Origin of the sequence: Actinomyces sp. SKVG-SVH-4(1) (genome assembly GCF_048514265.1) — a bacterium.
GTDB classification, from domain to species: Bacteria; Actinomycetota; Actinomycetes; order Actinomycetales; family Actinomycetaceae; genus Actinomyces; species Actinomyces oris.
Window position 1 is genome coordinate 289970 of record NZ_JBGEVE010000002.1, and the last position, 12859, is coordinate 302828.

A 12859-nucleotide genomic window follows, 5' to 3' on the forward strand; every position below is an offset into this window, starting at 1 on the left:
ACTTTTTAACGCACCGGGTGGTCCGCATCTCGCAGAGCATTCTTGGCCTCAGCGATGGTCATCACTCCGTAGTGGAACACTGAGGCTGCCAGAACACCGTCGGCACCATGGTCGGCTGCCGTGACGAAGTCTTGTGGGCGTCCAGCGCCGCCGGAGGCGATGAGTGGCACCTGGACCCGTCGACGAACGGCGTCGATCATCTCGGTGTCGAATCCTTGAGTGACCCCGTCGGCATCCATGGAGTTCAGGAGAATCTCCCCGGCGCCGAGCTCGGCTCCTCTCACTGCCCAGGCGACGGCATCGACACCGGTGGAGGTCCGTCCTCCGTGCGTCGTGACCTCGAAGCCGGAGGCCGTCGAGATGCCGGAGGGGCACCGACGCGCATCCACGGACAGGACGACCACCTGGTTGCCGAAACGCCGCGCCACCTCCGTCAGCAGCTCGGGACGGTTGATGGCCGCGGTGTTGATACCGACTTTGTCCGCCCCTGCCCGCAGCAGCTGGTCCACGTCATCGACTGAGCGCACTCCCCCGCCGACGGTCAGGGGCACGAAGACCTGTTCGGCAGTACGGCGGACCACGTCCAACATGGTGGAACGCCCCTCATGGGAGGCCGAGACATCGAGGAAGGTGATCTCATCGGCCCCCTGAGCGCAGTAGCGGGAGGCCAGCTCCACGGGGTCTCCGGCGTCCTTGAGGCCCTGGAAGTTGACACCTTTGACGACCCGACCGTCCTTGACGTCCAGGCAGGGAATGATGCGGATGGCAACGCTCATGAATGCTCCTTGGATGTTGGGCCGAAGGAGGAGCCGGGAATGGCGCTCGACTCACTGCCCGCACGACCCCCGGACGCTCCGGAAGGCTGAGCAGGGTCCTTGGCCAGGACGTCGATCACCACGACGACTGGTTCCTTCCCCTGCGCCTGCTCAGCGGGCAGCGAGAGGACCACCCGGGAGCCGACCGTGATGTCAACCAGGTTCTGGGAGACTCCCACCAGCGCATTGCTCATGTCGAGCTGCTTGGGCGGCTCCTGGTGCCCGAAGGTCGATTTGTCGAGGGGTTGTCCCGAGGCCCAGCTGACCATCGTGGTACGAGCAATAAGCCGATCCTGGGAACCGATCTGGGGGCCGGTGCCCTTGATGAGGATCTCCGTGGAGGCTCGAGTCGGTGCAGGAAGTCCGGCGCTGCTGACGGTGATGGAGCCGTCCGGTCCCTCAGTCACGGTGGGGGTGCCTTCCGCCGGCTGCTTCGCCTCCCCCGTTGCCGTAGTGGGCAGGAGGTCGACGACAGTGATCTTCGTCGTCCTGGAGCCGTCCTCCTCCTCAGCCGGCTCGCGAAGAACGACGCGGGCGCCTTCGCGCTGGCCGGAGACCGCCGCGTTGATGTAGTCACCCACCTCGGGACCGAGCAGACCCTGCCAGAGCTTGTACCCCGCCTCGTTACCCGTCGTGTTGCGCCCGTTGAGACCGGAGAACTGAGAGACCTGCAGGATCACAGGCGTCCCCGCGGAGACAGCGCGCCCCTGCCCGGTCTGGACGACGTCGGTCAGCACCGAGCCGGGGGCTGACAAGGAGGCGTCGCCGTTCAGCTCGACGGAGGGGGCCACCCCCGATCCGACCCGCCCGCTGACCGTCAGCAGCTGGCTGAGGGGGGCGTTGCCATCCAGCACGGTCGACTGAGCCGCGGTGCTGGCGCCCGTTCCGTTCCTTCCGGAGACGAGCTTGTTGACAGCCAGCGGCACCAGGATCATGGCAAGGACGACGACACCGATCAGGCCGACCGCCAGGGGCCCCCGCGGCATACGCCCCAGCGGGCCGCCCAGGGTCCGTGGACGCGGCGTCGGTTCCGGCTCCCGGGCCTCGGCGAGCACCTCGTCCTGCCGGTGCCCGGTCCCATGTGGGAGATCACGTCGATCGCGTCGATCGGCTCGTGCGGCCGGCATGTACTCGCTGCGAGGATCGTGGCTGCTGCCCGGCACGTGAGGCTCGAACTGAGGCCGGGACTGCGGCTGTGGCTGCGGTTGCGGCACTGTGAGAGGCGCCGATGTGCCGGTTGTGGGTCGGTCACTGCGGGAGGCGGTATCGGCCGGGCGTGCCTGGACAGCGGGCTGGGAAGGTGCCGGCAGGTCTCCGATCGCAGCCTCCCGCTGGGCCTGCTGAGCACGTTCGAGCGCACGGCGCTGACGCCGCGTCAGGGGCATGCCCGCTTCGGGATCCGGGGAGGGGGTAGTACTCATGTTGCGTCTTCCGTCAGTCGCCCTGCCAGTGCCGTGAGCCTCACCGTTCACACCCCGATGGGAGGATCGGTTGCCGAACGCTCCATGCTCTCCAGGAGTGCATCGATGCGCTCGTCCACGGCGCAGAAGGGATCACTCAGGGTAACAGGTGAGCAGACGCCGTCGTCGAGTCGAATGCCCACCCAGTCGACACTCACGTCGCAGCGCAGGTCCTCGGCCTTGGCGACAACCGCGCCCCGCAGGCGTGCACGCGTGGTCGCGGGCGGGGTGTCCACCGCCCGGCGGCAGGTCTCATCGTCAACGAATCGGCGCAGGAGGCCGGCGCCCTCCAGACGCTGCCGCAGTCCCCCACCGGGAGAGACGTCGTGATAGGCCAGGGCCAAGCGACTCACCCGGGGATCGGTCAGATCGGTGTCGTGCCGCTGGCAGTAGCGGGTCAGCAGCCGGTGCTTGACCGCCCAGTCCAGCTCCTTGTCCACGAGCTCGGGCTGCTGCAGGCGCAGGGCCTGGAGCCCTCGTTCCCACAGGTCCAGTGCGGCTTCGTGGAGAGCAGTGATCTCGATGCCCTGCGCGACGTGGTCGCGCAGACGCCCGAGGTGCTCTGCCTGCATCTCCAACGGCGTGATGGTCCGCCCGTCCGACCGTTCCAGGAGTACCCCTCCACTCATGTCGTGGCAGGTGTCGCGGATGGCCTTCATGGGGTCGGCCAGGGCCAGGTCGCCGAGCTCTCCCCCGTGCTCCAGGTAGTCCAGGAGCAGGTCCATGGCCGCCACCTTGAGCAGGGTGGAGCCCTGAGCGATGTTGGAGTCCCCGACGATGACGTGCATGCGCCGGTAGCGCTCGGCATCGGCATGCGGTTCGTCCCGGGTGTTGATGAGCGGCCTGGCGCGGGTCGTGGCTGAAGAGACGGCGTCCCACATCTGGTCGGCCCGCTGGGAGAAGACGTAGCCCCTCAGCCCGTCGGCGGCGCGCCGATTGTCCCCATCTGCGGCGATGTGGCCGGCGCCGACGAGGATCTGCCGGGTCACCAGGTGGGGTACGAGAGTGCGCGCGTCGTTCCAGAAGTCTCCACGACGGCGCACGAGGTAGTTCTCGTGGCACCCGAAGCCGTTGCCCTCGGCATCACGGTTGTTCTTCAACAGGTGGATCCGCCCGGGAACACCCGTTGCGGCCAGGCGCGCATTGGCCTGCTCGGCCAGATCGGCCATGACGAGCTCACCGGCGCGGTCCTGTGCGAGCACGTCTTCAAGGCGATCGCACTCGGCGGTGGCGAACTCGGGGTGGGAGCCCACATCCAGGTAGAGGCGAGCACCCCCGCGAGTGAAGACGTTCGAGGAGCGCGAGCGCTGGACCACGGGCTCGAAGAGCTCACGAGCGGCGTGGTCGGCGTCCATGGGAGGAGGGCCGTCGGTGGTGGGGGCGCAGGTGATGCCGTACTCGGTCTCCACCCCGATGATGCGCCGCGCCAAGGGCCGTGAGCCGCTCATGCTCACTGGCCGCCCTTCTGGACGAAGCCCTGGACGAAGGCCGCGGCGTTGGTCTCAATGACCGAGTCGATCTCATCGAGGATGCTGTCGACCTCACTGGTCTGCCCGGCCGACAACTTCCCGGCACTGATCTGCTGCTCAGTGTCCGCTGAGGTGGTCTCGACGCCATCGCGACGGACCTGCCCGTGGGACTGACTGGCGTGCTGCGGCGTCATGCGTTGCTCCTTCACTCGTCCTGCTCAGCGGTGCACCGCTGGTGAGCGCACTGTGAGGCTCAGTGTCTCTCAGGTTCTGCCCGGCGACCAATTTCCTCCAGGATGGTCGCCGTCTCATCGGGGTCGACGACCACGTCGTCGGGCAGGCGCAGACGCGCCAGGGCGGGGGTGCCCGGCACGTCGAGGAGGAGGCAGGTCCAGGAGGCCCCCACGATCTGCCGGTGACGGCGGATGGCGGTTCCCCGGACGGCGGCGCGCGTGCCCTCGGGAGGCGTGTCGGCCGCACGCTGGATCTCCGCGTCAGTGACCAGCCGGTGGATTCTGCCGGCGGCGTCGAGCTTGTCGACGACGGATCGTCCCGGTCGCAGGTCGGCCCATTGGATGTCGAGAGCGGCCAGGCGGGGATCGTCCCAGCCGGTTCCCGACCTGCGGCGCAGTCCCTCACAGAGCTCGTACTTGGCGACCCACTCCACCATCTGGGCGGCCGGCCCGGATCCGTCGCGGCGCCACTGCTCCAGGGCGTCGAGGACCTGCCTCCACAGGGCCAGGGCGCGATGGGCCTGAGCGTCCTCCACACGGGTGACGGCAGGGCTGACGGCGTCGAGGAAGGCGCGCTGAACCTCCAGGGCGGTCATGGCCCCGGCCTGGGTTCGCAGCTCGTGCGACAGGGAGGGGTCGTGGGAGAGCGCCCAGTGCTCCCCCACGGGGTCGCCGATGATGGCCAGGTCCTTGAGCCTGGCCAGAGCCTCCGTGAACCGGCCGGAGCCCTCGGTGTACGCCTGCTCCAGGAACCACAGGAGCAGGTCGGTGGTGGCGACCTTGAGGTAGATGGGAACGTCGAAGCGGTTGGCGTCACCATTGATGACGTGAAGGCGGCGCCAGCGGGCGCTGTCAGCGTGCGGCTCATCGCGGGTGTTGATGATGGGGCGGTTGAAGGTGGTCTGCAGGCCGATCTCGGACTCGACGTAGTCGGCGCGCTGGCTGATCTGGAATCCGGGGCGCTCACTGCGCTGCCCGATCCCGACCCGGCCGGCACCGGCGATGACGGGCCGGGTGACGAGGAAGGGGGTGAGGACCGCGGCCAGCTCCTCGAAGGGCACATCACGCCGCACGAGGTAGTTCTCGTGGGAGCCATAGGCCGCACCCTTGCCATCCACATTGTTCTTGTACAGGACGATCTCCGCCGGTGTCCCATCCCGATCGCCCTCGTCGTCCAGGGCCGTCATGGCGCGCCGGGCGACCACCTCACCGGCGCGGTCCCAGATCAGGGCGTCGCGGGGTGTGAGGACCTCGGGTGAGGAGTACTCAGGGTGGGCGTGGTCGACGTAGAAGCGGGCGCCGTTGACCAGGACCGCAGTGGTGGCCCGGGGCAGCGCCGCCTCGGCGGCGCTGGGGCGGGCGCGCGACCCCCAGGGGGCCGGCGGAGGGTCAGCCGTCTCCCCCACATCGGCCGATGGCGCGTCGCCCGAGGGCGCTGGGCGAGCGGGGTCGTCGGTGAGCTGGCTGGGGTGGGCGGCCGAGCGCCGGAGCCTGCCGCCGCGCAGGTCGGCCAGGGGATCCTCGCCCTCGTAGTCCCACCGCACGGTGGGCACGCCGGCGCCGGCGCAGTAGGCCTCCACCACGCGGGTGGACAGGACCACGGGGTTGGCGTAGGCGTCGCCCGGCCGCAGGACCCCGAACTCGGTCTCCAGACCGACGGGTCGCGTCACCGGACCGGGCTGAAAGCCGACATCGTTCATGTGCTCTCCTTGCCGAGTCTGCGCACGCTGAGGATCTGCGAGGTGCGGGTGCCAATGAGCCGGGCCCACCCCTCGGGGGTGGTGGCGCCGGTGATCTCCTCGTTCTGCCGCGCCTCGGTCTCGACGGCCGAGCGGAGCCTGGCTGCACTCAGCCCGCCCGCTCCCCCGGCGAGCTCGTCCTTGATGGAGGCGGTCTTGGCGCGCGAGACGATGGCGGCCAGCATGGCGCCGCTGGTGAGGTCGGCCAGGTGAAGGACGCGGGTGGAGGTGCCACTGACCGCGTGGGCCTCGGTGATCTCCAGGACGGCGGTGGCGTCGTTGCGGGCGTAGAGGGCCTCGATGACAACTCGGCGCAAGGAGGCCGCGGTGGCCTCACGGTCTCCGCCGTGGGCCGTGAGCTCGGCCGGGGCCAGGGGCAGGTCCGCAGTGAGGTGCCGGGCGAGAATCTCCTCGGCAGCGGCCGCATCCGGCCGATTGATACGGATCTTCACGTCCAGGCGCCCGGGACGCAGAATGGCGGGATCGATCATGTCCTCACGGTTGGAGGCCCCGATGATGACGACGTTGCGCAGGGACTCCACGCCGTCGATCTCCGCCAGGACCTGGGGCACGATCATGGTCTCGACGTCGGAGGACACGCCGGTGCCACGGGTGCGGAAGAGGGCCTCCATCTCATCGAAGAAGATGACCACCGGCCGGTCCTCGGCGGCGGCCTTGCGGGCCTGGTCGAAGATGGCGCGGATCTGGCGCTCGGTCTCGCCGACGAACTTGCTCAGAAGCTCAGGACCCTTGATGTTGAGGAACGCGGGCGGGCGCCCTGTGACGCCGGAGACGCTGGGAGAGCCGGCCAGGGAGGTGGCCACGGCCTTGGCGATGAGGGTCTTGCCGCAGCCGGGCGGGCCGTAGAGCAGCAGCCCCTTGGGGGCCCGCAGGCCGTAGGCGTGGAACAGCTCGGGGTGGGTGAAGGGCAGCTCGAGGGCATCGCGGATCTGCTCGATCTGCGGTCCCAGGCCGCCGATGTCCGACCAGGAGACGTCGGGTGTCTCGGCGACGACCAGCTGCTCGACGCTGGTGCGCTCGATGAGGGTCGTGGCGACGTCGGCGCGCAGGTCGGCGGCCAGGGTGTCACCGGGCCTGAGCCCCTCACCGGTCCCGGCGATGCGGCCAAGAGCCGAGGACAGGGTGAGGATTCGGGCGCTTCCCCCGCCGGTGGTCACCAGGACGCGGGCGTCATCGAGCCTCTCCTCAAGAGTGACGGCCTCACCGGTGCAGGGCTCGGGGAGGGTGGCGACAACGAGCATCTGGTCGTTGACGGCCACGAGCCGCCCGACCTGCAGCTCGGTGTCATCGACGCCGGGGTGGACGTGCAGGAGCATCTGGCGGCCGGACAGGCTCACGGCGACCTCACGGGGCTGGGCGGCATCGACGGCATCGTCAGTGTCACCTGCGGCGCCCCTCGTGCGGGGAAGGCCGGTGAGCAGTCCCAGGGTGACCGGGGGGTGGGTGACAGCATCGAGCTGCTGGCCGAGCTCGGCGATGCGCTCGCGGGCGGTGCCCAGAGCGGCCACCAGGCGCTCGTTCTTGGCCGCGAGGCTGACGGCCTGGGCGCGGGCCTCACGCAGCTGGTGGCTGGTGAAGTCCGTGGCCGGCATCCCCAGCGGCTGGGATGTGGCGGCGTCGGCCGCAGACGTCTCAGACATCCTCAGCGCCGTCCTGGCTGTCATCCGCGCTCCCGCTGAGAACGGGTGTGGCGTCGGAGGGCTGCTTGGCCCGGCAGTCTCGCAGAACGCGGCGGACCTTCTTGTCCGTACTGGTGCGCTCCTTGACGTCGTCGGGCAGCCAGTAGCCGCCCTCGTCGTAGGCGCCGCGGGCGGGCGGGCGCTTGCGGGTCAAGGGCCGGGAACCTGCGGCCAGGCGACGAGCGGTCAGCAGGAAGCCGGTGTGCGCCACCATGCGGTGGTCGGGGCGCACGGCGAGTCCGTCGACGTTCCAGGTGCGCACCATGGACTCCCAGGACTCGGGCTCGGTGAAGAGACCGCTGTGACGCAGGGCCTCCACGGTGCGGGAGAGCTGGGTGACGGTGGCCACGTAGGCCAGGAAGAGCCCGCCCGGGGCCAGGGCTTGGGAGGCGGCCTCGACGTTCTCCCAGGGGGCGAGCATGTCCAGGACCACCCGGTCGATGCTGCCGGGTTCCACCCGGGCGGCAACGACGTCGGCGAAGTCCCCGGTGCGCAGCTCCCAGGCGGGATGGTGGCGGCCGAACCAGGCGTCGACGTTGGAGGCGGCGATCTGGGCGAAGTCCTCACGGCGCTCGATGGACAGCAGGTGTCCGCCCTCCCCGATGGCGGAGAGCAGGTTCATGGTGAGGGCCCCCGAGCCGACGCCGGCCTCCAGGACACGGGCGCCGGGGAAGATGTCCCCCAGGGCGATGACCTGACCGGAGTCCTTGGGGTAGACCACCTGGGCGCCGCGGGGCATGGAGAGCACGTAGTCGGCCAGGAGCGGACGCAGCAGGAGCAGCTCGTGGCCGGTGTCGGTCTCGATGACGCTGCCCTCGTCCAGGCCGACGACGTCACGGTGGCGGAAGGAGCCGCGCACGGACTGGAAGTAGCCGTGGGGGTCGAGCAGGAAGGTGTTCTTGCGGCCCTTGGTGTCGGTGACCTGGATGCGTTCACCGTAGCGGAAGGGGCCACGGCGACCGGCCTGTCCCAGGTTCTCCTGGGGGGCGGGGCGCTGGTACGGCTCCTCAAGTGAGATCGCCGCGTGCTCGGTGTGCTCAGTCTGCTCGCTCATCAGGGCGAGTGTAGGACCGGTGCGCGACCTCAGTGCGTCAGCACGACACTCGCCTCAGAGGTGTACGGGAGGAATGTGAGCGTCTCTTGGAGATAGAGCTCAATCGACTCGGCATCGTGTGAGAGATATCCGATGGAGAGGTCCTGGCCGAGGTGCAGCTCGTAGTCACCGCCCCGCATGCTCAGCAGGACAGCGCCCTGAATGGCGGGGGCCCACAGGACCTCACCTTCCAGGAGACGATCGATGTGCTTGCGAATGGGGTAACCGTCATCAGTGGTCTCGGCGACGGCGGTCCACAGCTCGGCGGAGAGCAGCAGGGCGTAGGGGCCTTCAACTCCGGCGAGGCGGAGCTCCTTAAGAGCAGCGGCAACGGCGTCAGGAAGGTCCTTCGGCTGTGGGAGTGATACGACGGGGTTGGAGCTTGAGGGAACCAGTCCCTCGATGCCCGCGCTCGCCAGCCCGTCGAAGACAATGCCGTCCTCGGCTCTGGCGATCTGAGCAACAGCGTCCTTCACGGGTTGCCAGTCGGAGTCCTGGGCTCCCCGGTCGACGGCGTCGACGGCCTCGCGGCTGACCCGGAACGGAACCCTCAGCTCGACGATCTGGCGGACCTGACGCTGGTGGGCCTGGACACCTTCGAAGGGAGTGTCCACGCGGACCTGGTGACCGGTGCGTACTGCCGCGAGGTCCTCTCCGTCGGGTCCGACCACGTCGACGACGCGTCGTCCGGCGATCCAGCGGATGAAGGTGCGCCGCGCCTCCTGGTCGATCTCACTCCAGGCGGCCTCGGAGATGGGGGCGAGCTGTCGATGCAGATTGTTCATACTTGGCCTTTCAGGTTTCCGATCCCGAGGGATCCGTCGGACGGTGCGGCAGTGGAATCCGCACCATTGCTGTGGTCATCTGGTCTCTGGTCACGCGATGCCTCAGACGATGCGTTGAACCCTAGGTCCTTGGCGGCGCTCAGCTCAGTGGCGGGCTGGGTCGGGTCCTGCGGTCCCGCCTCAGGTCGGACAGAAGGCTTCGCGTACTGGTCGGCGTCATCGAGGAAGGCGGCCGGCGGAGCGAAGAAGAGACATCCTGTCAGAGGCGTGGAGAAGTCGAGGATGCGGTCGTAGTTGCCCTCTGGCTCCCCCAGGAACATACGCCGGAGCATGAGCTCAGTGACGCGTGGGTCTGCGGCGTAGCTCATGAAGAACGTGCCCTGCTCCCCGGAGGCCTCGCCGAAGGCGAGATTGTCCCGCACGATCTGGAGCTCGTTGCCGTCGGCGTCCTCAATGGTGTTCATGGTGACGTGGCTATTGGTAGGCTGCTCATCATCGGGGAGCTGGGTGTCATCGAGCTTGGTGCGACCGATGACGTGTTCCTGCTCCTCGACACTCAATGAGTCCCAAGCGGTGAGATTGTGGACGTACTTCTGCTCAATGATGTAGCTGCCGCCAACCCACGCGCCCTCGTTGATGAGCGCCGCGGCGACGGCCGCCTGCCCCCGCGGACTCTCAGTACCGTCGACGAAGCCCAGAGGGTCCCGATTATCGAGGTAGCGGAAGGCGTGAACCTCATCGTAGGTACTGACCGCAGGGCCCAGTCGGCGCATGATCTGGCGCGCCAGCTCGAAGCACATGTCGAGAGTCGAGGCGCGCAGGTGGAAGAACAGGTCTCCCGGCGTCGAGGGGGCACTGTGCCTTCCTCCCTGAAGTGCCTCAAAATCGTGCAGGTACTCGGGACGAGGTACGTCGAAGAGACGACCCCACATGCCTGCCCCAATACCGACGACGCAGCTGAGCATCGTCTCGGGGTAACGGAAACCCACCGCCCGGGTCAGCCCGGACACAGCGGTCAGCAGATCGATGACCGCGGACTCGCCCCCGCTCCGTACAGTCACCGTGAGGAAGATCGATGCCTTGGCCGGCGCAGCCAGAATCTCTTGAGAGAGGTCTTGGGGGCTGACGTCGCTCATGGTTTCACCTTCAAAGATGACGCTGATACCGATGCCCGGAGGCATTTCTTCCTAGGTGAAGGCTAGCATCCTCAGTGCAGTCGGAGCCGGTGGGCATCATGTTCCGGTGACCTGGTCGGGCGGCTTGGTCGTCGTGGTCGCCTAAGTCACCGCTGCCTCTCAGCGCGCACCGGTGGGGACCGCGCCGGCCAGGCTCCCCGCCTCCACGAGCACCAGCCAGCGTGAGACCTCCCGGGCTCGTTTCATGGCATCGGCGGCCGCCTGGCCGGTCAGGTCGGTGGTCACCGCCGCGGCCGGCAGCACCGTGCAGATCTGCCTGGCGCTCACCCCGAGCGTGGGGGTCGAGCCTGCTGCGTCCGACAGCCCGAGCTCCTTGAGGGCGGCCGCGTCGATCGTGCCCACCAGCTCGGGCCCGTCAGTGACGAGGACGAGTGCGGCTCCTTGGGCCAGCGCTTCACGCACCTGGGACACAGATGTCTCGGGTCCGACGACGCGCAGGGGCCTGGCCAGCTCGCGCAGGTCCAGCTTCGAGGCGGCCCGGGCTCCTCCCCCGAGCTCGAGGACCTGCCAGCTGGAGGCAACGATCGACCAGCCCACCATGAGAACCAGGATGAGGTTGAAGGCGTCGGGCTGGCGACCGTCGAGCACGAGGGGGCGCAGGATCCACCACCACACGACACCGCCGACCACCGCCAGCCCACCCCAACCGGCCACTTTGAGACCGAGTCTGCGGTTGCCGGTCACCTGGACCACGAGCGCGGCCAGGGCGTAGCCGCCGTCGAGGGGAAGACCCGGCAGGGCGTTGAAGATGGCCAGGGCCAGGTTGACCAGGGTCACGGCCCATATGGAGAAGGCGACGGGAACCGGCAGACTGACGGAGTTCTGTGCCCACGTTCCGATGCCCCAGATGAGCAGGTTGGTGGCCGGTCCTGACAGGGAGGTGACCAGGTCCTTCCACGCGGTCCACTCGCGTGCGGGTCCGAAGGATGTTCGCCCGCCCCACAGGTAGAGCTCGTAACGGGTGGGTCGCCTGCCCATGAGAGTTCCGGACAGCCCGTGGGCCAGCTCGTGCAGGAGCACCGAGGCCGCAACGCCCAGGACCGTGGAGACCACCACCAGCAGCACCGTTGTGGTGCCGAAGCTACCCAGAGCCGAGGAGACCAACGGGTACCAGCTGCCGGCGATGAGCAGGCCGAGCAGAAGAGAGGTCGGCGAGATGACGACGGGGGCGCCGCCGACGCGGGCGACCACCCACTCGCCGGTCGATGTGGAGGCAGGCATGGGCGCGAGCCTAACGCCGTCGGCAGCCGGGAGCCGCATCCACTCGGCGGCCACAGCCGCGGATGTCTCTCCCCACGGACGCGGCCTGTGGAGGAAGGCCGCTCCCTCCGGCCAGATCCGACGCCGCGTCACCTCCTCGCGGTAGCGTCGTCCCCATGTCCCACGAGCCGCTCACCGCATCCAGCTCATCACCTCAGACCGGCGTCAGGCCCACCGGTCCGGGTGCCAGTGGCCGTCCGGCAGCGGGCGCGGGCGGCGGACGCCGCGCAGCCCTGTCCCCCTCTCGGGCCAAGGACTTCATGCAGTGCCCGCTCATGTTCCGTCTGCGCACGGTCGACCGCCTTCCCGAGCCCGGTTCGCTGGCGACGCACAAGGGCACCGTGGTCCACGGCGTGCTGGAGCGCCTCTACGATCTTCCGGCCTCGGAACGCCTACCACAGGCGGCCCTCGAGCTCCTGCCCGGCCAGTGGGCATCCCACCGTGAGAAGAACCCGGAGGTCATGGACCTGTTCGAGGACGCCGACCACGTGGAGACCTGGCTGGAGGAGGCCCGCGGGCTCATTCGCACCTACTTCACCCTGGAGAACCCCCAGCGCCTGGAGCCGGCCGAGCGCGAGCTCTTCGTCCAGACTGAGACCGGCGACGGCCTGCTCCTACGAGGCTTCGTGGACCGTCTGGACGTGGCACCCGACGGCGCCATGAGAGTGGTCGACTACAAGACCGGGCGCAGCCCCGGCACGCGTTTCATGGAGGAGGCGCTGTTCCAGATGCGCTTCTACGCGCTGGTGCTGTGGCGCCTGCGCGGGCGGGCGCCGGCCCGTCTCCAGCTGGTCTATCTCAAGGACGGGCGGGTCCTGACTCACGATCCTCGCCTGGCCGAGCTGGAACGCACCGAGACGCGTCTGGCGCACCTGTGGGACGAGGTCGAGGACTGCGCTCGCAACGGCTCCTTCCACCCCCGCCGCTCCCGGCTGTGCGACTGGTGCGCCTTCCAGGCCCAGTGCCCGCTCTTCGGCGGCACCACACCGCAGGTGCCCGATGACGGGATCGCCCGCCTCCTGACCGCACGCCGCACCGCTGCCTGATCTCGGCCATTGTTCAGGAATTGCCACGGCCAGAGGCCGTCGGTTACAGTCCATGACGGCTGA

The 12859-nt window shown here is 68.8% G+C and carries 11 protein-coding genes; 1 reads left to right on the forward strand and 10 read right to left on the reverse strand.

Features of this window, described 5'->3' with window-relative positions; translation table 11 throughout:
* Nucleotides 1–5 precede the first annotated feature (5 nt).
* From hisF to AB7V09_RS03250, 10 genes are all read right to left on the reverse strand, one after another.
* On the reverse strand, nt 6–776 hold the full coding sequence (hisF, locus tag AB7V09_RS03205) for an imidazole glycerol phosphate synthase subunit HisF (RefSeq protein WP_419142902.1): 771 nt from the start codon (nt 774–776) through the stop codon (nt 6–8).
* The gene (locus AB7V09_RS03210; RefSeq protein ID WP_419142903.1) at nt 773–1870 is read right to left on the reverse strand and encodes a hypothetical protein; all 1098 of its coding nucleotides are present in this window, start codon (nt 1868–1870) and stop codon (nt 773–775) included. The genes hisF and AB7V09_RS03210 overlap by 4 nt, the downstream gene beginning before the upstream one ends.
* A 413-nt stretch (nt 1871–2283) precedes the next feature.
* Nucleotides 2284–3723, reverse strand: a complete 1440-nt coding sequence (gene pafA / locus AB7V09_RS03215; protein ID WP_419142904.1) for a Pup--protein ligase — start codon at nt 3721–3723, stop codon at nt 2284–2286.
* 2 nt (nt 3724–3725) lie between these two features.
* Complete coding sequence (locus AB7V09_RS03220) at nt 3726–3938, reverse strand: ubiquitin-like protein Pup (RefSeq protein ID WP_419142905.1); 213 nt, start codon at nt 3936–3938, stop codon at nt 3726–3728.
* A 59-nt stretch (nt 3939–3997) separates the two neighbouring features.
* Nucleotides 3998–5677: a proteasome accessory factor PafA2 family protein gene (locus AB7V09_RS03225; protein WP_419142906.1), complete on the reverse strand. Its 1680-nt coding sequence runs from the start codon at nt 5675–5677 to the stop codon at nt 3998–4000.
* Nucleotides 5674–7377 (reverse strand): proteasome ATPase, encoded by a 1704-nt coding sequence (arc, locus tag AB7V09_RS03230; protein WP_419142907.1) that lies wholly within the window; start codon nt 7375–7377, stop codon nt 5674–5676. Before arc ends, AB7V09_RS03225 begins: the two co-directional genes overlap by 4 nt.
* Nucleotides 7370–8470, reverse strand: a complete 1101-nt coding sequence (locus AB7V09_RS03235; RefSeq protein ID WP_419142908.1) for a tRNA (adenine-N1)-methyltransferase — start codon at nt 8468–8470, stop codon at nt 7370–7372. The genes arc and AB7V09_RS03235 overlap by 8 nt, the downstream gene beginning before the upstream one ends.
* A gap of 29 nt (nt 8471–8499) precedes the next feature.
* Entirely contained in the window at nt 8500–9294 is a 795-nt protein-coding gene (locus AB7V09_RS03240) for a family 1 encapsulin nanocompartment shell protein (RefSeq protein WP_419142909.1), read from the reverse strand.
* A complete protein-coding gene (locus AB7V09_RS03245; protein ID WP_419142910.1) occupies nt 9291–10430 on the reverse strand; it encodes a Dyp-type peroxidase in 1140 nt (379 codons plus the stop codon). The genes AB7V09_RS03240 and AB7V09_RS03245 overlap by 4 nt, the downstream gene beginning before the upstream one ends.
* Nucleotides 10431–10589: 159 nt before the next feature.
* Nucleotides 10590–11711, reverse strand: coding sequence for a peptidase M50 (locus tag AB7V09_RS03250; protein ID WP_075415363.1), 1122 nt, complete (start codon nt 11709–11711; stop codon nt 10590–10592).
* 155 nt (nt 11712–11866) lie between these two features.
* On the opposite strand from AB7V09_RS03250, the gene AB7V09_RS03255 reads away from it, so the two are divergent.
* Nucleotides 11867–12796: a RecB family exonuclease gene (locus AB7V09_RS03255; RefSeq protein WP_419142911.1), complete on the forward strand. Its 930-nt coding sequence runs from the start codon at nt 11867–11869 to the stop codon at nt 12794–12796.
* The last annotated feature ends 63 nt before the right edge of the window (nt 12797–12859 follow it).

Bases quoted from the DNA above. Each gene is read 5' to 3' on its own strand.
- arc (WP_419142907.1), bottom strand. From the start codon at position 7,377: ATGTCTGAGACGTCTGCGGCCGACGCCGCCACATCCCAGCCGCTGGGG.
- AB7V09_RS03220 (WP_419142905.1), bottom strand. From the start codon at position 3,938: ATGACGCCGCAGCACGCCAGTCAGTCCCACGGGCAGGTCCGTCGCGAT.
- AB7V09_RS03250 (WP_075415363.1), bottom strand. From the start codon at position 11,711: ATGCCTGCCTCCACATCGACCGGCGAGTGGGTGGTCGCCCGCGTCGGC.
- pafA (WP_419142904.1), bottom strand. From the start codon at position 3,723: ATGAGCGGCTCACGGCCCTTGGCGCGGCGCATCATCGGGGTGGAGACC.
- AB7V09_RS03240 (WP_419142909.1), bottom strand. From the start codon at position 9,294: ATGAACAATCTGCATCGACAGCTCGCCCCCATCTCCGAGGCCGCCTGG.
- AB7V09_RS03225 (WP_419142906.1), bottom strand. From the start codon at position 5,677: ATGAACGATGTCGGCTTTCAGCCCGGTCCGGTGACGCGACCCGTCGGT.
- AB7V09_RS03245 (WP_419142910.1), bottom strand. From the start codon at position 10,430: ATGAGCGACGTCAGCCCCCAAGACCTCTCTCAAGAGATTCTGGCTGCG.
- AB7V09_RS03255 (WP_419142911.1), top strand. From the start codon at position 11,867: ATGTCCCACGAGCCGCTCACCGCATCCAGCTCATCACCTCAGACCGGC.
- AB7V09_RS03235 (WP_419142908.1), bottom strand. From the start codon at position 8,470: ATGAGCGAGCAGACTGAGCACACCGAGCACGCGGCGATCTCACTTGAG.
- hisF (WP_419142902.1), bottom strand. From the start codon at position 776: ATGAGCGTTGCCATCCGCATCATTCCCTGCCTGGACGTCAAGGACGGT.